18 protein-coding genes are annotated in these 26,036 nt (G+C 67.7%); 11 read left to right on the forward strand and 7 right to left on the reverse strand.

From position 1 onward, the window contains the following. Positions 1-32: 32 nt before the first annotated feature. From cphA to BMX85_RS18020, 4 genes are all read right to left on the reverse strand, one after another. A complete protein-coding gene (gene cphA / locus BMX85_RS18005; RefSeq protein ID WP_090321190.1) occupies positions 33-2,300 on the reverse strand; it encodes a cyanophycin synthetase family protein in 2,268 nt (755 codons plus the stop codon). Further along, on the reverse strand, positions 2,297-3,214 hold the full coding sequence (locus BMX85_RS18010; RefSeq protein WP_229210545.1) for a cyanophycinase: 918 nt from the start codon (positions 3,212-3,214) through the stop codon (positions 2,297-2,299). Before BMX85_RS18010 ends, cphA begins: the two co-directional genes overlap by 4 nt. 98 nt (positions 3,215-3,312) lie before the next feature. Then, entirely contained in the window at positions 3,313-4,785 is a 1,473-nt protein-coding gene (locus BMX85_RS18015; protein WP_090321196.1) for an iron-containing redox enzyme family protein, read from the reverse strand. A 189-nt stretch (positions 4,786-4,974) separates the two neighbouring features. Continuing rightward, on the reverse strand, positions 4,975-7,605 hold the full coding sequence (locus BMX85_RS18020; protein WP_090321199.1) for an NAD(P)-binding protein: 2,631 nt from the start codon (positions 7,603-7,605) through the stop codon (positions 4,975-4,977). Positions 7,606-7,844: 239 nt separating this feature from the next. Between BMX85_RS18020 and BMX85_RS30180 the strand changes: the two genes are divergently transcribed. The 7 genes from BMX85_RS30180 to BMX85_RS18050 all read left to right on the forward strand — a co-directional run bounded on the left by BMX85_RS30180 (position 7,845) and on the right by BMX85_RS18050 (position 14,628). Then, the gene (locus BMX85_RS30180) at positions 7,845-8,060 is read left to right on the forward strand and encodes a hypothetical protein (protein WP_143068023.1); all 216 of its coding nucleotides are present in this window, start codon (positions 7,845-7,847) and stop codon (positions 8,058-8,060) included. Further along, entirely contained in the window at positions 8,047-9,834 is a 1,788-nt protein-coding gene (locus BMX85_RS18025) for a glycoside hydrolase family 2 protein (RefSeq protein WP_090322145.1), read from the forward strand. The genes BMX85_RS30180 and BMX85_RS18025 overlap by 14 nt, the downstream gene beginning before the upstream one ends. Positions 9,835-9,990: 156 nt before the next feature. After that, the gene (locus BMX85_RS18030; protein WP_090321203.1) at positions 9,991-10,260 is read left to right on the forward strand and encodes a GlsB/YeaQ/YmgE family stress response membrane protein; all 270 of its coding nucleotides are present in this window, start codon (positions 9,991-9,993) and stop codon (positions 10,258-10,260) included. A gap of 146 nt (positions 10,261-10,406) precedes the next feature. Further along, positions 10,407-11,408, forward strand: coding sequence for a sulfurtransferase (locus tag BMX85_RS18035; RefSeq protein WP_229210546.1), 1,002 nt, complete (start codon positions 10,407-10,409; stop codon positions 11,406-11,408). Further along, a complete protein-coding gene (locus tag BMX85_RS18040) occupies positions 11,396-12,526 on the forward strand; it encodes a glycosyltransferase (RefSeq protein ID WP_090321206.1) in 1,131 nt (376 codons plus the stop codon). The genes BMX85_RS18035 and BMX85_RS18040 overlap by 13 nt, the downstream gene beginning before the upstream one ends. Next, positions 12,516-13,265, forward strand: coding sequence for a DUF2334 domain-containing protein (locus tag BMX85_RS18045; protein ID WP_229210547.1), 750 nt, complete (start codon positions 12,516-12,518; stop codon positions 13,263-13,265). Before BMX85_RS18040 ends, BMX85_RS18045 begins: the two co-directional genes overlap by 11 nt. Before the next feature lie 55 nt (positions 13,266-13,320). After that, positions 13,321-14,628, forward strand: a complete 1,308-nt coding sequence (locus tag BMX85_RS18050; protein WP_090321209.1) for a right-handed parallel beta-helix repeat-containing protein — start codon at positions 13,321-13,323, stop codon at positions 14,626-14,628. A gap of 41 nt (positions 14,629-14,669) precedes the next feature. Here the strand turns inward: BMX85_RS18050 and BMX85_RS18055 are convergent, their stop codons facing one another. The 3 genes from BMX85_RS18055 to BMX85_RS18065 form a co-directional block, all read right to left on the reverse strand. After that, positions 14,670-16,250: a catalase gene (locus BMX85_RS18055; protein ID WP_090321211.1), complete on the reverse strand. Its 1,581-nt coding sequence runs from the start codon at positions 16,248-16,250 to the stop codon at positions 14,670-14,672. A 131-nt stretch (positions 16,251-16,381) separates the two neighbouring features. After that, entirely contained in the window at positions 16,382-17,080 is a 699-nt protein-coding gene (locus BMX85_RS18060) for a potassium channel family protein (RefSeq protein ID WP_177196804.1), read from the reverse strand. After that, positions 17,070-18,398 (reverse strand): TrkH family potassium uptake protein, encoded by a 1,329-nt coding sequence (locus BMX85_RS18065; RefSeq protein ID WP_090321217.1) that lies wholly within the window; start codon positions 18,396-18,398, stop codon positions 17,070-17,072. The genes BMX85_RS18060 and BMX85_RS18065 overlap by 11 nt, the downstream gene beginning before the upstream one ends. Positions 18,399-18,594: 196 nt before the next feature. On the opposite strand from BMX85_RS18065, the gene BMX85_RS18070 reads away from it, so the two are divergent. From BMX85_RS18070 to BMX85_RS18085, 4 genes are all read left to right on the forward strand, one after another. After that, positions 18,595-21,516 carry a ligand-binding sensor domain-containing diguanylate cyclase gene (locus BMX85_RS18070; protein ID WP_177196805.1) on the forward strand — a complete coding sequence of 974 codons (2,922 nt, stop codon included), beginning with the start codon at positions 18,595-18,597 and terminating at the stop codon, positions 21,514-21,516. A gap of 212 nt (positions 21,517-21,728) precedes the next feature. Beyond that, entirely contained in the window at positions 21,729-23,018 is a 1,290-nt protein-coding gene (locus BMX85_RS18075; RefSeq protein WP_090321222.1) for a dicarboxylate/amino acid:cation symporter, read from the forward strand. Positions 23,019-23,093: 75 nt separating this feature from the next. After that, positions 23,094-24,086: a porin gene (locus tag BMX85_RS18080; RefSeq protein WP_090321225.1), complete on the forward strand. Its 993-nt coding sequence runs from the start codon at positions 23,094-23,096 to the stop codon at positions 24,084-24,086. A gap of 54 nt (positions 24,087-24,140) precedes the next feature. Then, complete coding sequence (locus BMX85_RS18085) at positions 24,141-26,036, forward strand: sensor histidine kinase (protein WP_090321228.1); 1,896 nt, start codon at positions 24,141-24,143, stop codon at positions 26,034-26,036.

Here is a 26,036-nt window from a genome sequence, read left to right on the forward strand (position 1 = left end):
AGACTTGACCCCGGCGGGATGAGCCGGCGGTGTCAGGCCGGCATTGCGGCGCCGGCCTGGCGCACGCCGGCGCGCGGCGGATCGCGGCGCGCGTCCGGGACGAACGAGCGCAGCCCGGCGGCGATCATGGCCGGATCCAGGCCGGCGGCCATCAGCGCGGCGGCCGCCGCCGGCGCGTGGGCGATGTGGCGGCGGTCCGGGGCGCCCGGGATGGCGTCGGCCTCCAGCAGCCGATGGCGCGCCTTGCCGTCGGCCAGCATCAGCGCGCCGTGCTCGAGCCAGGCCGCGCGGCCGCCGCGCGCCAGGTGCGCGGCCAGCACCGGGTGGCGCGCCTCGCCGCTGAAGTAGACCAGTTCGACCGCCGGGTCGACGCCGGCGCCGACCGCCACGCAACGCTGGTCCCCGGCGTCGAGCACCAGCGCGCGCGCGGCCGTCCAGGCCACCACCGCCATCACCCCCATCGCCGCCTCCTCCGGCGCCAGCTCGTCGAGCATGCCGGCCCCGACCCCGTCCTCGGCCGGATGGTGGTCGCCGATGTTGAGCAGCAGCGCGACGTCGCAGCGGTCGAACGCGAGGCCGTGCCGGAGGATGTCGCCGCGCGCCGTTTCCAGCACCGCGAACTCGACCTCCGGCGCGGCCAGCACCGAGCGCGCCGCGCGGTAGCCGCCGCGGTCGCCCGGGGCGATGGCTTCGCCGTTGATCGACACGCCCTCGCTGGTGGCGCAGCCGGTGCCGATGCCGGCCTGGCGCAACGCCCGTCCGATCATTAACGTGGTGGCGGTCGTGCCGCTGGCGCCGCCGACCGCGATGACCGGGATGCGGCCGTCGCCGGCGCCGAACATCGCGTCGACGATGGCCGCGCCGGCGTCGCGCGGCGTGCCCGCGCTCGGGTATTCGTGCATGCGCAGGCCGGGCGCGGCGTTGATCTCGATCACCGCGCCATTCCGGCCGTCGAGCGGCACGCCGATGTCCTCGCACACCAGGTCGATGCCGGCGACGTCCAGGCCGATCTTGCGCACGGCCCGCACGCACATGGCCAAGGTGGACGGCGGCACCCGGTCTGTCACGTCCTCGGCCGTGCCTCCGCTCGACAGGTTGGCGTTGCCGCGCAAGAGCACGCGGCGTCCGGCGGCCGCCACGCTGTCGAGCGTCAAGCCTTGCTCGGCCAAGGTGGTTTCGGCGTGGCCGTCGAGCGCGATGCGGGTCAGGATGTTGCTGTGGCCGGCGCCGCGCGCCGGGTTGGCGTTTTCCCGGTCGATCAGTTCGCGCACGGTCGACACGCCGTCGCCGGCGACCCCGGCCGGACGGCGCAGCGCCGCCGCCACCACGCGCCCGCCGGCGACCAGCACCCGGTAGTCGTCGCCGCGGATATACCGTTCGACGATGATGGTGCGGCCGTGCTCGCGCGCGCGCTCGAACGCCAGCGCCACCTCGTCGGGCGCGCCGCAGCGGGTGGTGACGCCGCGCCCGTGGTTGCCGTCGAGCGGCTTGACGGTCACCTGGCCGCCGAGCGCCAGCGCCGCGCGCTGCGCCTGTTCCAGCGAGCGCACCGTCGTGCCTTCGGGCACCGGCACGCCGGCCTCGCGCAGCAGCGCCTTGGTCAGCGCCTTGTCGGCGGCGATGCCGACGGCGATGTGCCCGGTGTCGCCGGTGATGCTGGCCTGCAGGCGCTTTTGCCGCGCGCCCCAGCCCAGCACGAACAGGTTGGCCTCCGGCGTAAGCCGGGTGAACGGGATGCCGCGCCTGGCGGCCGCCTTGAGGATGGCGCCGGTGCTGGTGCCGATGGCTTGGCGCCGCGCCGTCTCGCGCAGCGCGGCCAGGCCGTCCTCCAGCGCACCGCCCGGCGCCAGCAGCGCCGCCGCCGCGCCGTCCGGCTGTTCGCGGTCCGCCCCGGCCAGCGCGCGCACCAGCGCGATGGCCAGCTCGATCGCGTCGACGCCGAGCTGCTCGAGCGCGTACTCGCACACGACGCGGTAGCGCCCGCCGTCGTGGCCGGCCTCGCGGGTGCGGCCGGCGCCGACCGGGGTGCCGGCCAGGCATTGCAGCGCCAGCGCGACGTGTTCGACCACGTGGGCCAGGTTGGTGCCCTCGCGCAGCGCCCGCGCGAAGCCGCCGTACTGCCCGGCCGGGCCGCGGTCTTCTTGCAGCGACGGCAGGATGTCGAGCAGGCGCTGGTTGAAGCCGGCGATCCCGCTGCTGCGCAGCTCGCGCAATTCCTGCAAGTCAAGCACGGTGAGGATGCAGGGCTGCGTCGAATACAGGTTGGGGCCGCGCAGCACGCGTTGCTCGAGGATGTTCATGATTCGTCGTTCCGGTCGGTGAGGAAGGCGAGGAAGTCGGCCAGCGCGCGCGGCGCGGGCGCGGCGCCTTCGGGCAATTGTCCGATGGCGGGGAGGGGGGCGCCGGCGCGCGCGGCGGGGTCCGGCGGCGCCGCGAAGGCGGCGCCCGAGGGCAGCAGATGCAGGCCCACGCCCACCAGCGTCGGCACGGCGCCGGCGCGCAGGTCGGCGATGTTGGTCTTGGCGCTGCGGCAGTCGAGCACCGTGACGGTGCCTTCGCCCATGACTTCAAAGCCGGCGCGGCCGTGGACGATCAGCGCGGTGTCCTCGTCGATGCCGGCGCCGAGCAGGAACGGCGTTTGCGCGACCACGCTGAGCAGCCGGTGGAGGCGCCGGCGCTGCGAGAAGTGCTGGTCGACCACCACCCGATGTACGAAGCCGAGGCCGGCGCCGAGGCGCACCGCGCCTTTTTCCGGCGCCAGCTCGGCCTTGCCCTCGGCCAGCATGTGGGTGCACATGGCCGACGCGCCGGCGCTGGTGCCGGCGATGCAGGCGCCGCGCAGCGCGTGGGCGTCGCGCATGGCTTGCTCGACGGCGGTGCCGCCGATGTGGGCCACCAGCCGTTTTTGATCGCCGCCGGTCATGAAGATGCCGCTGGCGCCGGCGACGATGTCGGCCTTGGCGGCGTCGTCGGCGTCGACGCGCTCGCCGATGGGCACGTGGCGCACGTTGCGCGCGCCCAGGTCGTGCAGCGCGACGCGGTAGGTTTCCCAGACCACCTCGGGAATCTTGCTGGCGGCGGTCAGCACCACCAGCTGGCGCTCGGGACCGCCGGCCAGCGCGATGAAGCGCGCCAGGATCTCCTTGTTGTCGGTGCGGTCTTCGCCGCCGCCGATGATCATCAGGGCGCCGGGCGCGTGCGGTGTGTGTGGCATGGAGGTCTCGCTATCGGATTGTTCGGTGTGCGCCTTGCCACGCGGCGCCGGCGCGACAAGCGCGCGCCCCGCGCTGCCGGCCGGCGGCGCCCGGCGGATCAGTCGATCAGCTGGCGGAACAGGCGGGTCGCCATCAGGCCGACGGCGCTATGGTGGCGCGCCGGCGTCATCAGCGATTGCAGCAGCCGCATCGCCGCCTGCTTGTTGCCCATCGACGCGACCTGCAGTTCCAGTTGGCGCAGTTCGCCGATATCCTCGCCGTCGTTGGCGCTGCCATCGGCGTGGGCCGCATGGTGGCGGATGATGCCGCGCACGGCGCCGCTACGCGGGCTGTGATGCAGGCCCAGCGTATCGAGCGCGCGCTGGCGGGCACGGAAGCTGGGCGTGCGGGCGGCCGGCGCGGTCGCCTCGCCGGGCACCGTGGCGATCCAGTCGCTCAGGATCTGTTGCTCGTAGGCGCTGAAGACGCCGAACATCTCGGCCCGTTCGCTCTGGATCAGGCGCCAGAAGCGGCTGTTGTCGGCCGGTTGGCCGCGTTGGATCCAGCCGGCCTTTTCCAGCTCGCCCAGCATCGCGGGAATCTGTTGCGGATCGGACAGCCAGTCGTTGATGCCACGTCCGCCGACCCGGCAGTAGTCGGAGTGCATGTTCTTGCCGACCACGCTTTTGGTCGCCATGATGTGCACCAGTTCCGCCTCCAGATCGAATTCCGATATGACCGAGTTGGTGCTGGCGCCCAGATCGTTGAGGCGGTAGCCGTCCTGTACGCGGCGCAGGAAGGCGTTGGCATCGCCGCAGCGCGGCAGCAGTTGTTGCAGCGCCTGGACCGCCTTGAAGGCGTGGCCGGTGCCGCCGTTGTCGACGGTGATGTGCAGGGTGAAGTAATAGGGATCGATGCCCAGTTCGTTCAGCTCGTAGGCGGTGATCAGCAGGTGCAGCGGCAGTTGCTCGTAGCCGAGGTTGTAGCCGATGATCTCCGGCAGGAAATGTTCGGCGTCGTAGGCCAGCGCGAGCTGGATCGCGCCCTGGACGAAGTGGGTTTCCTCGACATCCTGCCACTGGTCGCAGCCGTGGGTGGCCAACAGCTTTTTATACAACACGACGTGGTTTTTATCCGGCACGCCGTCACCCAGCTCTTCGAGGTAGGTTTGGATCAGCGGGCGGAAGTCGGGATCGTCCCAGCGCTCCAGCACGCCGTACAGCCAGGCGCCATCGACCAGCTTGGTCGGGGCGACGTGCTTGAGGAAGAACAGCGCGTGGGCCTTGGTGGTGAAGTAACGGCGCGGGGCGCCGTCGCGGCGTTGCTTGAGGTAGGCGTTGTATTCGGCGCCGATCGCTTCGGAGCGCTCGGTGATCCAGGTTTCCATGCCGGCCGTGTTGTCGGGCAAATCGGAGCTCAACAGGCGAGCCTGTTGCAGCTGTTGCTCCAGGAAGGTACGGGCCAGCGCGCGGTCGTTGCCGACAGGAACGCCGGGCGACAGGGCGCGGTAGACGGCGCTTGGGACTGGTGCGGCGCTGTTGTCGCGGGCGCTGGCGATACTGTCTGGCAATGTTTGAGCGAGTAGGGACATGGTGTTCTTCCGAAAAAGTGAGACGGCATCAAGCTCGTCTATATTGTCGGTGGATTATCCCCGTCGCGGGGCGCGCGCCCAAGGGGCGTTGCCCCTGCGTTTGTGTAAGACAGAGCTTACATCGCTGGTTTCGGACAGTTTTGGTGCCGGGCGGATCACGCGGCGTAATCCGCCCCCGGGTTTCCCCGCTTACGACTCGGCCGTCTTGGCGCTGTCGCCACGGTTCGCTTCCACCCGCTCCGCCGCCTTTTTGCCGGCCAGGAAGGCGTGGTCCGAGTTGTAGTACTCCCACTCGCTGTAGCGTCCCGCCAGCACGATATCGTGCTGCTCCATCCACGCGCGCACCGTCGCCACATTGTCCGCCCGCGCGTGGTCGTACACCACGTACGCGTACGGCATGTCGACCTGGTTGGCGGTGATCACCCGGTCATCCTCGCGCATCATGCCGACCTTGATGCAGTCCTGGATGCAGCGTTCGATCAGCGCTTCGCCATCGAGCGGCAACGGCTTCCACGGCGAATACGAGATCTCGCAGGTGAAGCCGAACCCGCCCGGCGCGTTGCATTCCGGGCTGGCGTTGCCCTGCACGAAGATGCGGTGGAAGATGCTGTCCTCCGGGTAGTAGATCCAGTGCTTGTCGGTGACGCCGGTGCGCGCGATGCCGATGTTCACGCAGCGGATCGAGATGTGTTTCAAGCCCTCGGCCGCACGCCTGACCTCCGGCGGCGCCGCGTTGCCGATCAGCCGCACCAGTTCCGGCAGCGGCATGGTACTGATCAACTGCTCGTACTGCAGGCGGCGGCCGTCGGCCAGCACCACCGTGTGCTCGTCCGGCAGGATGCATACGGCGTCCGCGTTGAGCTCGATCTTGCCGCGGATGTGCGGCAGGAAGCCCGACACCAGCGCCTGGAAGCCGCCGCGCTTGGGGTAGCCGAAGCGGGCGTTCGGCCCCATCGGCTTGGCGACCGGTTCCAGCGCGCCTTCGATGATCTGGTCCAGGTCCGGCAGCGGTACCCGTCCGCCCAGCCACGAGGTTTCCATGTCCTTCAGCGGCACCGTCCACAATTTCTTGTTGTACGGGATGGCGAAGTGGCGCGCGATGCCGGCGCCCCAAACGCGGTAGATGAAGTGTTCGAAGTCCTCGCCCTTGGCGGCGGTCGACATCGCGCTGGCGCTGCTGTTGGCGACGTCGGCGGTGCCGTCGGCGCAGCAATCGTCGACCTCGTTGCCGGCGGTGGCGCAGCTTTCGGCTTTGTCGGCCAGGCCGTAGCGCGATTCGATGGCGCCGACGATGCATTCCTTGATGACGGCCGGCGGCAGGCCGTACAGCGCGCCCTGGAACGGATAGCGCGTGAACACCTGCTTGCTGTAGACCCAGGCTTCACGCATCTGCCAGTGCTGGTTGTCGCCGAGCAGGATGTCGTACAGTTTGAGCACGTACGGATCGTTGGAGAACATGATGTGGCCGGCGTAGTCGAAGGTGAAGCCCTGGTCCTGGATCGAGCGGCACCAGCCGCCGACGGTGGCGTTGCGCTCCAGCAGCACGGTGTCGGCGCCGAGGTGGTAGGCGGCCGACAGGCCGGTCGGTCCGGCGCCGACGATCAGGCAGCCGGTGCGCTGGGCGGCGGAGGCCTGGCGCATCGGATTGACGACGGCGCTGTTGGCGGGCGCGTCGGCGGCGGCGACGCGCGTGCCGTCCTGCTGGCTCAGCTTGGCGCCTTTGCCCGAGGGCGGGGTGCCGGCCAGCAGCGCGCGCATGGCGTCGGCGGTCGCTTCCCACGAGGTGTTGTCGACCACGGCGCGCATCTTCTCGTTCAGCGCCGCGCGCAACACCGGCGTCATCGCCAGCGCGGCCTCGCAGGCGCCGATGAATTCCTCGTGGCTGTGGGCCACCCAGACGATGTCGCTATACGGATCTTCCACGTCCTTGATGGCGGTGCTGACGGACGGCAGTTCGGCCGCCATGTATTCGAGCACCTTGGTCGGGCTGATGTAGCGGGTCGACTCGTTGAGCGCGAACGGCAGCAGGCACACGTCCCAGCCGGCCAAAAATTGCGGCAGCGCGTCGTACGACTGCTGGCCGAAATAGTGGATGTTGGGGCGCTGCGGCAGCGAGGCCGGATCGATCTTGACGACCGGACCGACCATCACCAATTGCCACTCCGGATGGGCGTCGGCCAGCGCGGCCAGCAGCGGGGCGTCGAAGCGCTCGTCGATGACGCCGTAGTAGCCCAGGCGTGGACCCGGAATGCCCGCGTGCAGCGGATGGGCGTTGCCGCGGTCGAGCGCCTGGTGGAAGTGCGCCGCGTCGACGCTGCTGGGGAAGCAGTGGGCGTTGTCGTGGCGGCCGCGCTTGGCCTCGTACAGGCTGGGGCCGCCCGTGAAGACCAGGTCGGCGATCTTGAGCAGCGCCGTTTCGCGCTGCAGCAGCTGCTTGGGCGGGTTCTTGAAGGCGGACAGCTCATCCATGCAATCGTAGACCACCAGGCCGGCGTGCAGCGGCGGCAGCAGCGGCAGCGCCATCGGCGTGTAGAACCAGACGATGGGCGCGTCGTCGCCACGAATCAGGTCGGCCAGCAGCGGTTGCAGCAGCGGGATCTGGTCGTCGTGGAAACCGGGCGCGTGCACCGGCGTGTGCGGGCGGTAGACGGTGACGTTGGGCGCGGGAGAGGAGCTGTGCAGGAAGCTGTCGCCCTCATGGAACACTGGCTCCTCGACAAAGGTGATCTTGTAATGTTGTGCCAGGCGCGACAGGAGTTGTTGCGGCCGCTGGTAGACGAAGTCCCAGCGCAGATGGCAAAAGACGATGATGCTTTTCATGATTTCTCCCTGTGCCCTTGCGGGTCGTTAGTAATTAGCGGGGTAGCGGGGTTATACGCCTGGAACATGGAACGGAAAGCACGACCGCGCGGTTTTTATTGTTGAGCTCGCTCATGCGGCGTCCCCCCGCCAAGCCGGAAAGGCTGATTTGACGGGCGGTATGCGGAGGCGTGGCTGACATGGTCGGATCCAGGAGACGTCGGTTTCGACGCGCGCGCTGGGCCAGCGCGGCGCAAAAGATGTCAGCCAATCCTAGCAATGATCGACTATTTTTTCTTTTCAATTCCGCTAGGAAAAGCAGTTGTAAATCAGCCGCACTTTTGGTTTTTATTTGCGCCGATTTGCGCGTTCCGCTTGAAATTGAAATGCATTGCGCAGCCAAGATTGCTAGCATTATTTTTTCACCGCGCAACCGGCGCGGCACCGATGAAAAGGATGCGCATGAGCCAGTTTGAATATCCGAGACCGCAACTGGTCCGCGACGCGTGGCAGTCGCTGAACGGCGAATGGGAATTCGCCTTCGACCACGAGCAGCGGTTCAGCCACCCGGGCGATCCGATCGACTGGGGCGCGCGCATCAATGTTCCTTTCGCGCCGGAATCGAAGGCCAGCGGCATCGGCGACCAGTCGTTCCATATGGCGTGCTGGTACCGGCTCACGTTCGACCTGGAGCGGCGCGGCGCCCACACGATGCTGCATTTCGGCGCGGTCGACTACCACGCGCGCGTCTGGGTCAACGGCGTGCTGGTGGCCGAGCACGAGGGCGGCCACACGCCGTTCCACGCCGACATCACGGACGCGCTGGCCGAGGGGCCGACCCAGACTATCGTCGTGCATGTCGAGGACGATCCGGGCGACCTGGCCAAGCCGCGCGGGAAGCAGGATTGGCAGCTCGAGCCGCACTCGATCTGGTATCCGCGCACCACCGGCATCTGGCAGACGGTGTGGCTCGAGTCGCTGCCGGCGACCTACATCGGCTCGCTGCGCTGGACGCCGGTGTTCGACGGCTTCGAGATGGGCTGCGAGGTGCTGGCCGGCGGCGACATCCGCAACAACCTGGCGGTGTCGGTGCGGCTGCTGCACAACGGCGTGCTGCTGGCGGCAGACCGCTACCTGCTGGTGGGGCGGGCCGCCAACCGCAAGATCGTGCTGTCGGACCCGGGCATCGACGATTCGCGCAACGACCTGCTGTGGAGCCCCGAGCGTCCGACCCTGCTCGACGCCGAGCTGACCCTGTATTGCGGCGACGAGGTGCTCGACACGGTGCGCTCGTACACGGCGCTGCGCTCGGTGGCGATCAACCGCGACCGCTTCATGCTCAACGGCCGGCCGTATCCGCTGCGGCTGGTGCTCGACCAGGGCTACTGGCCCGATTCGCTGATGACGGCGCCGTCCGACGACGCGTTGCGCCGCGACGTCGAGCTGGCCAAGGAGATGGGCTTCAACGGCGTGCGCAAGCACCAGAAGATCGAGGACCCGCGCTACCTGTACTGGGCCGACAAGCTCGGCCTGCTGGTGTGGGAGGAGATGCCGTCGGCCTACGCCTTCAGCCCGCGCGCGATGACCCGGCTGATCAAGGAGTGGACCGAGGCGATCGAACGCGATTACAGCCATCCGTGCGTGATCGTGTGGGTGCCGTTCAACGAATCGTGGGGCGTGCCCAATCTGACGTCGACCCAGGCGCACCGCAACGCGGTCGAGGCGCTGTACCACATGACGCGCATGCTCGACGCCACGCGCCCGGTGATCGGCAACGACGGCTGGGAGGCGTCGGCCACCGACATCCTCGGCATCCACGACTACGACGCCGATCCGGAAAAGCTGCAACAGCGCTACGCCGTCACCGATCCGGTGCGCACGCTGTTCGACCAGCGCCGCCCGGGCGGACGCATCCTGACCCTGGACGGCTTCCCGCACCGGGGCCAGCCGATCGTGCTCACCGAGTTCGGCGGCATCGCCTTCGATCCGAACGCGCCGGCGCACCACACCTGGGGCTATTCGCGCGTCGGCGACGCCGCGACGTATCTGAACCGCTATCGGACCTTGCTCAAGGTGGTCAACGAGACGGTGATGTTCAGCGGCTTTTGCTACACCCAGTTCGCCGACACCTTCCAGGAAACCAACGGCTTGCTGAACGCCGACCGCAGCCCCAAGGTGCCGCTGGCGCAGATCAGCGCGGCCACGCGCAACTGCGCCCCCGAGCCGGACCGGAGCCACGATGGGCCGTAGTCCTACGTCAACAGCAGCGCTGGGCTGACAAGCTTCTGCTGAGTCAGCCGTAGAATGCAGTGGTCGGATCGTTTTGTCGACGCGGCAAGTAGGGCAACCGACTAAGCCGATGGTAGACGTGTGAAACGCTCACTTTAATAGTCAGGGAGAAGAAAAATGAACTTTATCGGATGGATTGTAATTGGTGGTTTGCTGGGCTGGATCGCTAGCAAGGTCATGAACACGGACGCGCAACAGGGCATCATCTTGAACGTCGTCGTCGGCATCGTCGGCGCCTTCCTCGGCGGCCTGGTGATCGCGCCGTTGCTGGGTACGGGCACGATCAACGATGGCGACTTCAGCCTCGGTTCGCTGGGCGTCTCGTTCCTCGGCGCGGTCGTGCTGCTGGCGATCGCCAACCTGGTCTTCCGTGGACGCGCGCGCTAATAGCCGCCGTCGCATCGCAGGATAAAAACACCGCCTTCATGGCGGTGTTTTCGTTTGGGCGCCGGAAAGCGCGATATTCAGGCGCAAAATCCGGCCGATCCGTCCGGCCAGCGTAAAATACCGTCCGGATCGCCACAACGGCGTGTATGGAAAACCAGGATATGCAGGATAACAAGGTCGCCGCGCAGTTTCGTCCGGACCTGGCGCGCTGGCGCCAGCTGGTCGCGCCCGCCTGGCTGGCGATGCTGATCGACGGCGCGCCGGTCGACGCCCGGCCATCGGCCGACTGGCGTTTGCTGGAGGTCGGATGCGGCGGCGCCGCGCCGTTCGAACACGGCCACATCCCCGGCGCTGCGTACATCGATAGCGGCCAGTTCGAGTGCGAACCGCTGTGGAACAAGGTCGACGACCAGGTGCTGCTCGACCTGCTGCTGGCGCATGGCGTGCGCCACGAAACCACCGTCATCCTCTACGGCCGCAACAACCTGGCCGCCGCGCGGCTGGCGCACCTGCTGCTGTACGCCGGGGTGGACGATGTGCGCCTGCTCGATGGCGGCTTCGCGTCGTGGCAGGCCGCCGGTCACGCCTGCGCGCGGGGAGCGGTCGGCCCGGCGGGCCGGCCCGCCGCCGCCGGGTTCGGTGCGGCGTTTCCCGCGCATCCCGAATATTTGATCGGCACCAGCCAGGCGCGCGCGTTGCTGTCGACGGCCGATGGCGCGCTGGTCAGCATACGCAGCGAGGCGGAATTTCTCGGCAAAGTGTCCGGCTACAGCTACATCGCCGCGCGCGGGGATATTCCGGGTGCGCGCTGGGGCCGGGCCGGTGCCGATGGCGACGTCAACAGCATGAGCGCTTACCATCTCGCCGACGGCCGCATGAAGCCGGCCGCCGAGATCGCATTGCAATGGCGCCGGCAGGGCATCGTCGAGGGTTTGCAGATCGGGTTTTATTGCGGCACCGGGTGGCGCGCGTCCATGGCGTTTTTCTATGCCTGGCTGATGGGCTGGCCGCGCATCAGCGTGTACGACGGCGGCTGGCTGGAATGGAGCGGAGCGGATTTTGTCCGATTGACCGAGATCAAAGGCGGGGCGGGTCGCGATGCTAACGTGGGGGCCTTCCCACGCGAAGCCCCATCATGCATGTTCTAGACATCACCATGTACTACGCCGCCGAGGGTGGCGGCATCAGCAGCTATCTCAACGCCAAGGCCAACTGGCTGGCGCGCCACGGCCACGTACGCCACACAATACTGAGCTCGAGCGTCAAGCCTTGCAGCCTGACGCCGTCGGTGATCGCCTTGCCGGGTATCGCGCTGCCAGGCATTAACGGTTACCGTCTGCCGCGTTCGCTGCGCGCGCCGGCGCGCATCGTCCAGCGTTGCCGGCCCGATCTGCTGGAGGTCGGCGACGCCGGACCGTGCGCGCTGGCCGCGCTGCACGCGCGCCGGCGCCTGCCGGTGCCGCTGGTCGGCTTCTACCATTCGGACCTGCACGCGCTGGTCGGGCAGCGGTTCGGCCCGCGCGCGGCCGCTGCCGCCGGCGCGTATCTGCGGCACGTGTACACGCAGTTCGACCTGGTGCTCGCGCCCAGCAAGCTGATGGTGCACCGGCTCAACCAGCTCGGCGTGGCGGGCGCCGTGCACCAGCCGCTGGGCGTGGACACCGACATCTTCAGCCCGGCGCGGCGCGATGCCGGGCTGCGCCGGCGTCTCGGACTGGCCGACGCCACCCGGTTGCTGGTCTACGCCGGCCGCTTCACGCCGCAGAAAAAGCTGGGCGTGCTGATCGAGGCGGTGCGGCGGCTCGGTCCTCCCTACCATCTGCTGTTGATCGGCGGCGGCGGCGCGTTGCCGGCGTCGCCCAACAGCACGATACTGCCGTTCGAGCGCGATCCCGCGCGCCTGGCGCGGCTGCTGGGCGGCTGCGACCTGCTGACCCATCCGGGCGACGGCGAAACCTTCGGCCTGATCGCGCTGGAGGCGATGGCCTGCGGCTTGCCGGTGCTGGGCACCGGCGGCGGGGTTGCCGAGTTGATCGATGCGGGCACGGGGCTGGTGGTGCGGCCGGACAGCGCGGCCAGCCTGGGCGAGGGCGTCGCGGCGCTGTTCGGCACGGACATGGCGCGGCTGGGCGCCAACGCCCGCCACAAGGCGTGCGCGCAGTTCGACTGGAATCGCATCATGCCGCAGTTGATGGAGCGCTACACCGCTTTGCTGGGCGCGCGCCGGCGCGCCGAGCCGGATCCGCAGGGCTGCCTTGTCGATTGAGCGCAAGGCGCTGTGCGTCGCGATCCATGACGTGGCGCCCGCCACCTGGCCGGCCTGCCAGCGCTTGCTGAGCGCGTTGTCCGAGGTCGCCGACATTCCGCTGACGCTGCTGGTGGTGCCGTGCTATCACGGCGACGACCGCGCCGACCCCGGCTACGACGCGATGCTGACGGCGCTGCTGGCGCGCGGCCACGAACTGGCGTTGCACGGTTATCGGCATCTGGACAGCGGGCCGCCGCCGTCGGGCTGGCGCCAGCGCTGGCTGCGCGGCGTCTACACGCGCCACGAAGGCGAGTTTTCCGCGCTGGGCGCGGCGCACAGCCGACTGCTGCTGGCGCGCGGCCTGCAGTGGTTCCACCGTCGCGGCTGGCCGGTCGACGGTTTCGTGCCGCCGGCGTGGCTGCTGGGCAGCGGCGCCTGGGTGGCGCTGCGCCGGGCGCCGTTTTCCTACACCACCACCTGGACCCGTTTCCACCTGCTGTCGTCCCGGCGCAGCATCTGGTCGCCCAGTCTGGTGTACGCGGCGCGCAACCGCAGCGGACGGCAACTGTCGCCGCGCCTGGCCGTGGCGCAGGCGGCGTGCCTGGCGCCGGCCCCGCTGGTGCGCTTCGGCCTGCATCCGGCCGACGCCGCCCATCCGGCGCTGTTGCTGCATGCCCAGCATTTGCTGGGCGCGTTGCTGGAGGCGCGCGTGCCGATGACGAAGTCGGCGTTCGCGCGGCGCAGCCGATCAGTTTGATGATTTTTCCGGCCGGTGTGGCAATAATGTTCCGGCGCTCTCTACAATAGCAGCGATGAAAAATACTCTCAGCGCGCTGTTGTTCCTCCCGTTCGCCGCCGCGCCGGCGTTCGCCACCAACTATTACGTCGCCCCCGGTGGCAGCGACAACGCCGCCGGCACGCAAGCGGCGCCGTGGGCATCGATCGCGCGGGCGCAAACCCGGGCCCAGGCCGGCGACACCGTCTACTTCCGTGGCGGTAAGTATGCCTACACGGCCGGCGTCGAGGCGTGCGCCAGCCGCACGGCGATCGTCAACGCCATCACGCTCGACAAAAGCGGCGCCGCCGGCCAGCCGATCCGGTACTGGGCGTACCCGGGCGAGACGCCGGTGTTCGATTTTTCCGCGATGAAGGATGATTGCCGCGTCAAGGGCTTCAATGTCACCGCCAGTTGGGTCCACCTGAAGGGGCTGGAGGTCACCGGCGCGCCGCAGCAGCCCGGCAACCGGCTCAACCACGAGTCGTGGGGCGTGTGGAACAGCGGCAGCAACAACGTTTTCGAATTGCTTAATTTACACCACAACATGGGGCCGGGGCTGTTCATCCAGAACGGCGGCAATAATCTGGTGCTCAACAGCGACTCGCACCACAACTACGATCCGTACACGTCGAACGGGGCCGGCCAGAGCGCCGACGGCTTCGGCGCGCACATCAAGGCCAACCAGCCGGGCAATGTGTTCCGCGGTTGCCGCGCGTGGATGAACACCGACGACGGGTTCGACCTGATCAACGCGTTCTCGCCGGTGACGATTGAAAACTCGTGGGCGTGGCAGCATGGCTATCTGCCGGGGACCACCACGCCGCTGGCGGCGGGCAACGGCAACGGCATCAAGGCCGGCGGGTATGGCGGCGCGTATGTCGCCAACGGCGTGAAGCACACGGTGCGGTTCTCGGTGGCGTTCGCCAACAAGGCCGCGGGTTTTTATGCCAACCACCATCCGCTGGCGCTCGATTTCTTTAACAACACGGCGTTCGGCAACGGCGCGAACTACAACATGCTGGGAATCGCGCCGGATGGTTCGGCGGTGAACTTCGGCAACCTGCGCAACAACCTGGCGTACAAGGGGACGGCGACGTCGAACACCGCCGGGTTGGACATGCCGAACAACTCGTGGACCTTGCCGGTGCAGATAAGCGATGGCGACTTCGAGGACGTCTCCGCCAGCGGTTGGGATGCGCCGAGGCAGGCGGACGGCAGCCTGCCCCCGCTGCGCAGCTATCATTTGCGTTCGACCAGCGACCTGATCGGCAAGGGTGTCAATGTCGGGTTGCCGTTCAACGGTTCGGCGCCGGATTTGGGCGCGTTCGAGGCGGCGCGGTGATGGCATGAGCCGCCGATGACGCATGGCGGCCCCGGTCGACATCAATCGGCCAGCTTGGCCGCCAGCTGCTGGACCCTGGCCGGGTCGGCCTTCACCGCCACCGCCAGCGCGCGCCCGTAGTTGGCGTCGGCCTTCTGGAAGTGCGACAGCATCGTGTACTTGACAGTGTCATCCTTCACCTGGCCCAGATCGCCCGCCAGGTTGCTGACCAGGTTGGCCTGCTGCTGCGCGTTCAGCGAGCGGTAGAAGTCTCCGGCCTGCGCGAAGTTGCGCGTCTTGGCGATGCGCGCCTGCTGCGTCGTGCCGCTCAACGGCAGTTGGCTGGATTTGTACTCGGCGTTGTCGGCCAGCGGCGCGTGCGCGCTCGGCTGGTAGTTGACTTCGCCTTTGCGGGCGCCGCTGTTGGTCGCGCCGTCCTGGTTGTAGTTGGCGGCGGGCGCCAGCGGACGGTTGATCGGCAGTTGCAGGCCGTTGGCGCCGAGGCGGTGCAGCTGCGTGTCGGCGTAAGAGAACAAGCGGCCCTGCAGCATGCGGTCTTCCGACGCTTCGATGCCCGGCACCAGGTTCGACGGCGCCATCGCCGATTGCTCGGTCTCCAGGAAGACGTTGTCCGGATTGCGGTTCAAGGTCATCGTGCCGACTTTGGTCTCCGGCACGCTGGCCGGCCAGATCTTGGTGGCGTCCAGGCCGTTGAAGTCCAGCTTGGCCAACTGCTCCGGCGTCATCACCTGCACGTACAAATCCCATTTCGGGAAGCGGCCTTCCTTGATGGCGGCGATCAGGTCGCCCGTCATGTGGTTGAAGTCGCGGCCCTGGATCGCCGACGCCTCCTTGGCGGTCAGCGTCTTTTCGCCTTGCAGCGTCTTCCAGTGGAACTTGACGTAGTTGACCTGGCCCTTGGCGTTGACGAACTTATACGCGTGCACGCTGTTGCCGTCCATTTCGCGGTAGCTGGCCGGCGTGCCCTGGTCCGAGTACACGCGGGTCAGCATGTGGGTCGATTCCGGCTGGTGCGAGAAGAAATCGAAAAACCGGTTCGGGTCTTGCACGTTGGTGTCCGGCGACGGCTTGAGCGAGTGCACCATGTCCGGGAATTTGATGGCGTCGCGGATGAAGAAGATCGGCAGGTTGTTGCCGACCAGGTCCCAGTTGCCTTCCTTGCTGTAGAACTTGGTGGCGAAGCCGCGCGGGTCGCGCAGGGTTTCCGGCGAGTGGTTGCCGTGGATGACGCTGGAGAAGCGCACGAACACCGGCGTTTCCGCGCCCGGCGTGAAGACGGCCGCGCGCGTCAGGTTGGAGATGTCCTTGCTGGCAACGAAGACGCCGTGGGCGCCGGTGCCGCGCGCATGGACCACGCGCTCGGGCTGGCGCTCGCGGTCGAAGCGCTGCAGTTTCTGGATCAGCTGGACGTCCTGCAACAGCACCGGGCCGTTGGGGCCGGCCGTCTGGGAATTCTGGTTGTCGCCGACGGGGGCGCCGTTGTCGCGGGTCATGACGGTGGCGCCGGTGGGGGCTGGGGCTGGGGCTGGAGTGGGGACGGCTTGGGCGGCGGCGTTGCCGATGCCGGCCACGGCCGTCAAGGCCAGCACGGCCAGGCGGCAGGCGAACTGAGTCGATTTCATGGGTATCTCCCTATTGATGATGTGTGAAAGCAAACCTTAACGGCTGTGTCACTATTATCAAAATCAATTATTTGTATGAAATCGATAGCTTTTTTGTTATTAACACCTTTCAGTTACAAAACCGGCGGCGCTCAGCGCTTGCGGCCGCTGCTGGCGAATTGCTCGATCTTGCGCGTGGCGCCGGAAACGATCAGGATGTCGGCCGGCAGCACATGGGTGTCGGGCAGGGCGTGCTGGAAGTCCTCGCCGGGACGCTTGACGCCGACCACCGTGACGCCGAATTTCTCGCGCACGTGCGACTGCGCCAAGGTCATGTCGTGCGTCAGCTCCGGCGCGCGGATCTTGGCGATGGCAAAGCCGTCGTCGAACTCGATGTAGTCCATCATGCGGCCGGTGATCAGGTGCGCCACGCGCGCGCCCATGTCGGCCTCCGGATAGACGATGTGGTGGGCGCCCACGCGCCGGGCGATCTGGCCGTGCTCCGGCGTCAGCGCCTTGACCCAGATGTCCTTGATGCCCAGCTCCGTGAGCACCATCAGCGACATCAGGCTGGCGGCGAGGTCGGTGCCGATGCCGACGATCGCGTGCGAGAACTCGGCCACGCCGAGCTGGCGCATCACGTCCTCGTTGGTGGAATCGGCCTGCACCGCGTGCGTCAGTTTGTCGGCCCACAGCTGCACCAGTTCCGTTTCGCGGTCGATGCCCATGACGTCGTGGCCCATGCGCATCAGCGCTTCGGCGACGGCGCCGCCGAAGCGGCCAAGGCCGACGACGACGATGTTGTCGCTGTTCGGGAATGAGATCTGTTCCGTGAAAATTTTACCCAACAATTGGATGCTCCTCGGGATAACGATAGGGCAGGCGGCGCTCGCCCAGCACCAGCGACGCCGCCAGGGTGACGGTGCCGACCCGGCCAAGGAACATCAGCAGGGCCAGGGTCAGTTGGCCGCTCGGCGGCAGGCCGGGGGTGATGCCGGTCGACAGGCCGGCCGTGCCGAAGGCCGCGACCACCTCGAAAATAATCTGGTCGGTGGGGAAGTCGGACACGTGCAGCAGCACCAGGGTGCCCAGGGCGACCATGCCGCAGCCCAGCACCACCACCGTGATGGCCTGGCGCTGCGCCGACGCGCCGAGGCGGCGGCCGAAGGCCTCGGTGTCGCGGAAGCCGCGCACCTCGGCGATCACCAGCAGCGCGAGGATGACGATGGTGCCGACCTTGACGCCGCCGGCGGTGCTGGCGCTGCCGCCGCCGACGAACATGAGGAAGTAGTGCAGCGCCCACGATTCGGGCGTCAGCGCGGCGATGTCGACGGCGTTGAAGCCGGCGGTGCGCGCGGCCACCGACATGAACGACGCCGACAGCAGCTTGTCGCCCAGGTCCATGGCGCCGAGCGTGCGCTGGTTGTGCCATTCGAACAGCAGCACGCCGACGAAGCCCACGGCCAGCAGCACGCCGGTGCCGAGCAGTGTGAGCTTGGTGTGCATCGACCAGTGGCGCGGGTCGCGCAGCTTGAGGCGCAGGTCGTGCAGCACCGGGAAGCCGATGCCGCCGGCGATGACGGCGATCATCAGCGGGGCCAGGATCAGGGCGTCGCCGGCGTAGCGCGTCACGCTGTCGGCATGGATCGAGAAGCCGGCGTTGCTGAACGCCGACACGGCGTGGAAGGCGCCGCTCCACGCGGCCTGCGCCCACGGCAGGTCGTAGGCATAGTGCATGCGCAGTGTCAGCAGCGTGGCGAGCACCAGCTCCGACGCCAGCGTCACCACCAGGACCAGGCGCGCCACGCTGGTGACGTCGCCCAGGCCGAGCGTGCGGGTTTCCATCTGGCTGATTAACTTGGTGCGCAGGCGCGGAGAGCTGTTGACCAACAGTCCAAGCAGGGTGGCGGCGGTCATCATGCCGAAGCCGCCGAACTGGAACAGCGCCATGATGACGCCCTGGCCGAAGCCGGACCAGTAGGTGCCGGTATCGACGATCGTCATGCCAGTCACGCAGACGGCGGACACGGAGGTAAAGAACGCGACCAGCAAGGACGCGCCCTGGCCGCCCGCGTGGGAGAACGGCAGCATCAGGAGCGCCGTGCCGAAGGCGATCGCCATCAAGAAGGCCAGCGCCACGGCGCGCGCGGGATGAAGCACGGATCGCATCAGGGTGTAGGTCGCAGTGTCAGGTTGTTCCGGGTGGAGGAGTCGATGCAAGTCACATCGGGGTCGGCGCGGCTCGATTATACGTGACGGCGCGCGGCCGGCGCCGGCCGATGCCCGTGTGCTGGACGGATCGGCGCGGCGGTGGCATGCTGGGGGTGTTCAGGACCAGCACGAGGTGGTGATGCGGGGCGCTGCGATGGTGTCAACGATGTTCAGGGTGCCGGCGTGGCTGGCGTGGCTGGCGGGGTTGATCTTCGCCTGGCTGGGCGCGCCCGCCGCCGCCGAGCAAATGGCGCTGCGTTATTTCGGCCAGTCCGACGGCCTGGCCAACCAGGCCGTCACCGCCATCACGCAGGACGGCGCGGGATATCTGTGGGTCGGCACCGAGAACGGCTTGTTCCGCTTCGACGGCGCGCGCTTCCGGCGCTATGGCAAGCGCGATGGCTTGCCGGCGGCTTTCATCACCGCGCTGGCGACCGATGCCGCCGGCCGCGTATGGGTAGGCACCGACGCCGGCGTGTGCGCCTGGCGTGGCGACGGCTGCGGTGCCGTCAAAGGCCCGGACGGCGCGCCCATGGTGCTGTGGGCCGGCCAGCGCTTTGCGCGCAACGGCGGCGACGGCATGCTGGTGGTGGACCAGCGCGATCTGGTGGAGGTGCGGCCCGCCGACGGTGGCAAGTGGCACTCCCGATATTATTTCAGCGAGGCGCAACGGCTCGCCCATCCCGAGCTGCGCCGGATCGCCAGCATCGCGGCCGGTGCGGACGGCGCGCTGTGGATGGGGTGCGCGACGGAAGTTTGCCACTACCGGGCCGGCGGCTTCACCCGCTACGGCCCGCAGCAGGGCGTGCCGGCGGCGAAATGGGGCGCGGTCTTCGCCGCCAGCGGTGGCCAGATATGGCTGCGCAGCCAGGACCACATGCTGTCGCTGGCGCCGGGCGCCGGGCGCGCCGTGGCGCACGCGCCGCCCGGCGTGGCGCAGGCCACCGTCCGGCAGTTGTTTCCGATGGCCCAGGACGGCGACGGCACGCTGGTGTCGAACAACGACTACGGCCTGCTGCGCGGCGTGGCCGGCGCCTGGCGCGAGTACGGCGCCAGTGAGGGGCTCAAGGCCGACGGCGGCATCTCCGCCATCTACGTCGACCGCGACGGCGAGCTGTGGCTCGGACTGGCGGGGCGCGGCCTGGCCCACTGGCAGGGCTATCGCAGCGTCGCCAACTGGACCACCGCGCAGGGCCTGCCCAGCGACGACATCTGGTCGTTCCACCGCGCGCGCGACGGCGCGCTGTATATCGGGACGGGGCGCGGCATGGCGCTGCGGCGCCCCGGGGAGGTGCGCTTCGCCAAGACGGCCGGCGGTTACGAGGGCGCCGACCATCAAATCGGCAGCATCGCCACCGACCGCGCGGGCAATGTGTGGAGCGGGACGTTCTCCGGCGCGCTGGTGCGCCAGGACCGCCTGACGGGGCGCAGCGTCCACATCGCCAAGCTGCCGCTGATCCTGCGCGTGTTCATCGATGCCGCCGGCCGGATCTGGATCGCCACCAACCGCGGCCTGTATGTGATCCGCGACCCGGAACATTCGACGGCGCCGCGGCCGGTCGAGGGATTGCGCCAACTGCTGCGCGAACAAAAAGACGACATCGGCGTGACCGCCGTCTGCCAGACCGGCGACGGCGCCTTGTGGTTTCTCGCCCACCGCGGCTTGCTAAGGCTGGCCGGCGAGCGCTGGTCCGCGCCGGCGCTGCCGTCGAAAATCGATATGCTCAGTTGCGACGCCGGCAACCTGTGGCTGGCGGACGACCGCGAGTCCGTCGTCTGGTACGGAGCGGCCGACGACAGCGCCGACGCGCTGGCCTTGCAGCGGCTGCCGCTGGCGGGCACGCCGATGGCCGGCCGCTCGGTGATGTCGATGCATGTCGACCGCCGCCACTGGTTGTGGATCGGCAGCGACGACGGCGTCGCCGTCTGGAACGGCAAGGCCTGGCGCATGCTCGATCAGCAGAGCGGCCTGATTTGGAACGACAGCAACCAGTACGCGATCTTCGAAGACACCGACGGGTCGATGTGGATCGGCACCAGCAGCGGCGCCTCGCATATCCTGCATCCGCAGGACCTGTTCGCGCCCAAGGAGCTGGCGCTGCGCATCGAATCGGTCGATTACGACGGTAATCCGCTGGGCGTCAGCAAGGCGCAGATGATCGCCTGGAGCGGCGGCGCGCTCGAGATCAGGCTGGCGGTGCTGTCGTTCCGCAACCACGAGGCGCTGCGCTACCGCTACCGCCTCAAGGGGCTGGAAAGCGCCTGGACCGTCACCGACTCCACGGCCTTGCGCTATCCGGCGCTGGCGCCGGGCAGCTATGTGCTGCAGGTGAGCGCGGAGAACACCATGCTGCAGGCGGCGGCCGGGCCGATCGAGCTGCCGGTGGCGATCATGCCGCCCTGGTGGCGCAGCGGCTGGCTCTACTCCGGATGTGTGGTGCTGGCGCTGACCCTGGCCTGGCTGCTGTACCGCTGGCGCCTGCGCGGCATCCTGCGCCGCAGCGCCGCGATGGAGCAGCTGGTGCGCGAACGCACCGTGGAGCTGGAGGCCTCGCGCGAAGAGCACCGCATGCGTTCCCTCAAGGACGGCCTGACCAAGGCCTGGAACCGGGTCGCGATCATGGAAATGATCGGTCAGCAAATCGTCACGACCACGCGCAGCGGCGGCACTTTCATGGTGGTGCTGCTGGACCTTGACCACTTCAAGCGCGTCAACGACACCCACGGCCACCTGGCCGGCGACGCCGTGCTGCGCGAATTCGTGCGGCGCCTGTCGGAGCGCCTGCGCGGCTCCGACACCGTCGGCCGCTACGGCGGCGAGGAGTTCATCCTGCTGCTGCCCGGACTCTACGCCGGTGGCGGCGAGCAGCGCATCCGCGAGCTGCACCGGGAAATCTGCGCCGATCCGGTGGTGGACGAGGGCGTCGCCATCGACATCACCTGCAGCTTCGGCGTGGTGGCCGGACCCCTGCCGGGCTGCACGCCCGAATCGCTGATCAAACTGGCCGACATGGCGCTGTACCGCGCCAAGGAAAACGGCAGGAACCGCATCGAGTACGCCGAGCGCGCATCCTGACCCGGCGGCGGCGTCCAACTTTCCATACAGGCGGCCCGCGACCGTTCCAGTTTTCCATGCCACTAGCGCGCTCCGATCATCATTTCCGTAAAGAATTGTCATTGAAATCAATGGCTTGAGCGGCTATTTTTCGCTGCCGAGCGCTGGCATACCCATTGCTATCTACCCGTACCCCGCGGCGCCGCCGGGGGAACAATACGGAGATGATAAAAGTGAAAAAAAAGCGCCCACTAACGCTGTACATCCTGATCGCCATGGTGTTGGGCGTAGCCGTCGGCTACGCGTGCCACCAGGCGTTCCCCGATAAAAAGGCCGCCGCCGACATCGCCGGCCATATCTCGATCGTGACCGACGTGTTCCTGCGGCTGATCAAAATGATCATTTCGCTGCTGGTGTTCTCGACCCTGGCGGTCGGCATCGCGCACCTGGGCGACGGCAAGGCCGCCGGCCGCATCGGCATGAAGGCCATGGGCTGGTTCGTGATCGCCTCGCTGGTGTCGCTGACCCTGGGCATGGTGCTGTCGAACCTGATGCAGCTCGGGACCCATCTGGGACTGCCGCTGCCACCGATCGACGCCACCACCGGCCTGAAAACCTCGGCTTTCACGCTCAAGGAATTCGTCAGCCACATGGTGCCGAAGTCGCCGATCGAGGCGATGGCCAACAACGAGATCCTGCAGGTGCTGGTGTTCGCGATCTTCTTCGGCAGCGCCCTGGGCGCGCTGGGACAATCGGCGGCCAAGCTGACCGCCGGCGTCGACCAGCTGGCGCAGGTCATGCTGCGCATCACCGGCAGCATCATGAAAATGGCGCCGTTGGCCGTCTTCGCCGCGATGGCGTCGGTGGTCACCACCAACGGCCTTGGCATCCTGGCGACGTTCGCCAAATTCATGGGCGGCTTCTATCTGGGCCTGGTGTGCCTGTGGGCGCTGCTGATCCTGGGCGGCTTCGCCTTTATCGGCAAGCGCGTGTTCCGCCTGATGGTGCTGATCCGCGAACCGTTCCTGCTGGCGTTTTCGACCGCCAGTTCGGAAGCGGCCTATCCCAAACTGCTGGTGGCGCTGGACCAATTCGGCGTGCAGCGCAAGATCTCCAGCTTCGTCATGCCGATGGGGTATTCGTTCAACTTGGATGGCTCGATGATGTACTGCACCTTCGCCGTGCTGTTCATCACGCAAGCCTATGGCATCGACCTGTCGCTCGGCACCCAGATCACCATGCTGCTGCTGTTGATGGTGACGTCCAAGGGCATCGCCGGCGTGCCGCGCGCGTCGCTGGTGGTGATCGCCGCCACGCTCAATCAATTCAACATCCCGGAGGCTGGCCTGCTGCTGTTGATGGGCATCGACCAGTTCCTGGACATGGGCCGCTCGGCCACCAACGCCGTCGGCAACGCCGTGGCCACCGCCGTCGTCGCCAAGTGGGAGGGCGCGCTCGATGAGGAGAAGGCGCCGCTGGCGGAGCAGGGCAAGGACAGCGTCGCCAATATCCGCGCCGCCTGAAGCAAGCCGGTAGATTGAACCAGACAGCACCACCAAAAAAGCAGCACCACAAAAGTAATCTCAGGAGATGCAAAGATGCAGAAAAATTTCACGGGCGCCCTGGCGCTGGGTTTGTTGTCGTCCGCCGCGCTCGCGCAATCGTCGGTGACGGTGTATGGCGTCGCCGACGCCGGCCTGCTGGTCGAGCGCGGCGCGGCCGCCGGCAATACCACCAAGGTCGGTAGCGGCATCGGCTCGGGCTCGCGCCTGGGCATCAAGGGCAAGGAGGACCTGGGCGGCGGCATGATCCTGGCCTTCGGGCTGGAAAACGGCAACAACCTCGATACCGGCATCCCTGCGCAGGGCGGATTGCTGTTCGGCCGCCAGGCCTACCTGTGCCTGACCACCCCGGCCGGCGCGTTCAGCATCGGCCGCCAGTACTCGCCGTTCTATAAAACGCTGAACAACATCGCCGACCCGTTCCAGACCGGCTTGGCGGGTAACTCGCAAAACATCTTCGCCAATAACTCGCGGGTCGACAACTCGGTGGAGTACATCACGCCTAAGGTGGCCGGTTTCTCGGCCGACGTGTTGTACGGCTTCGGCGAGGTGGCCGGCGACACCAGCAAGAACCGCAGCATCGCCGGCAGCGGCACCTACGAAAACGGTCCGCTGACGCTGGTGCTGGCGCACCAGCAGCGCGACAACGCGCTGTCGAGCGCCCGCAGCCGCAACACGATGCTGACGGCGCGCTACAAGTTCTCCAGGGTGACCGTCCACGCGGCGCACGCGCGTAACAAGGACTTGCTGGACAATGAAAGCAAGGACACGCTGCTCGGCTTCACCGTGGCGCTGCCGGTCGGTACATTGCTGCTGTCGTATATCGACCACCACGATGAATCGGCGCTGCGGCAGGACGCGAAGCAGGGCGCGGTCGGCTACCTGTACCCGCTGTCGCGCCGCACGGACCTGTACACCGCCTATGGGCATATCGACAACCGCAATGGCGCCGCTTTCAAGGTCGGCACGGCCACCGATACCGGCACCGGCACCACTGGATTCAACCTCGGTGTGCGGCATGTGTTTTAATAGCCGTGGTTCGAGCGCGGCGTGATCGCGGGTTGAGGTAGAAAAGAGGGGATTATGGCGGCAGCACCATCGCAGACGGTTCCACCATCGCGGCCGGGCCGGCGGCTTTGGGGGCGACTCACGCTGTGGGTTTTGCTGCTGGCCGCCTGTCTGGCGCTGGCGCTTTTTTGCTGGCGCTGGGCCGAGAACGCGGCCATCGAGCGGCTGCGCCTGTCCGGGGCGCAGCGGCTCGACGGCTATGCCCTCAGCCTCGAGAACCTGCTGGCCAAATATGATTTCCTGCCCGGCACCCTGGAGTTGAACAAGGACGTCGTCGCCCTGTTGCAGCACCCCGGCGACGACACGCTGCGCGGGGAAGTCAACCAATACCTGGAGAAGGTCAACCGCCTCTCCAAATCGACCACCATCTATATCGTCAATCTGCAGGGCGTGACGCAGGCCGCGAGCAACTGGCGCGAGCGCGACAGCTTTGTCGGCGACGACGTCTCGTTCCGGCCCTACGTGCGCGATGCGCTGCGGCGCGAGCCGGGTGGCTTCTACGGCGTCGGCACCACGCGCGGCGAGCCTGGCTACTTTTTCGCGCACGGGATTTATCACAACGGCCGCATGCTGGGCGTGGCCACGGTCAAGGTCAATATCGAGAAGCTGGAAAAGGGCTGGGTGCAGGGCGCCGACAAGGTGCTGCTGGCGGACGCCCACGGCGTTGTCTTCCTGACCTCCGTACCGGAATGGAAGTACCGCACGCTGGCGCCGCTGGCGCCGGCGGTGCGGCAGGAACTGGAGGCGTCGCGCCAGTACTTTTCGCACGCGCTCACGCCGCTGGGCTTGCGCGAGCAGCGCCGCATCGACGGCGGCGCCAGCATCGTCGAGGTGCCGGCCGCGGTGCCCGATTCGGGGCCGGGTTCGCGCATGGTGAGCCAGGCGCGCTCGCTGGCGCCGCGCAAATGGCAGTTTGTCTATCTGTCCGATCTGGCGCCGGCCAGGGCCAGCGCGCGCAACGTGTTTTTATTCGCCTTGCTGGTGCAGGCCTTGCTGGTGATGCTGGTGCTGTACACGCGCCAGCGCCGCCGCCTTGGCCTGCAGCGGCTGCGCGCCCGGGAAGACCTGCAGCGCGCCTACGACAACCTGGAAACGATGGTGGCCGAGCGCACCTCCAGCCTGCAGCAGATGACGCACAACCTGAGCGAGGAGAACGTCGTGCGCCGCAAGGCCGAACAAAAACTGCGCCAGGCCCAGAGCGAACTGGTTCAGGCGGCGAAGATGGCGGTGCTGGGCCAGATGTCGGCCGGGATCACGCATGAACTGAACCAGCCGCTGACCGCGCTGCGCACGATGGCCGACAACGCCAGGGTGCTGATCGAGCGCGATCGCCTGGACGAGGCCAAGACCAACCTGGCGACCATCTCGCAACTGGTGGGGCGCATGGGACTGATCACCGGCCAACTGCGCCAGTTCGCGCGCAAGGCCGACGCCAGCCTGCGCCCGGTGCCGGTGGCGGCGGCGATCACCGCCGCGCTGTTCCTGGTGGAGCGGCGCGTGGAACGCGAGCGCGTGAACTTCCGCATGTCGATGCGCAGCCAGGATGTGCATGCGCTGTGCGACAGCAACCGCCTGGAGCAGGTGCTGGTCAATCTGTTTAACAATGCGCTCGACGCGATGGCCGACAGCGAGACGCGCGAACTGAGTGTCGGCGTCGAGCGCACCGACGAACGCGTGATGATCGGCGTGTCCGATACCGGCCCGGGCATCCCGGACGACATCCGCGCGCACTTGTTCGAACCATTTTTCACCACCAAGCCGCAAGGGCAGGGCCTCGGATTGGGGCTGGCCATCTCCGAGCAGATCGTGCGCGAGTTCGGCGGACTGCTGCGGGTCGAAACCAGCGCTTCCGGCGGGGCGAGGTTTATCATTGAATTGCCGCTTGCGGAGCAGGAGACTATAGATGTATGA

The organism is Duganella sp. CF517, from assembly GCF_900110275.1.
GTDB lineage: Bacteria > Pseudomonadota > Gammaproteobacteria > Burkholderiales > Burkholderiaceae_D > Rugamonas.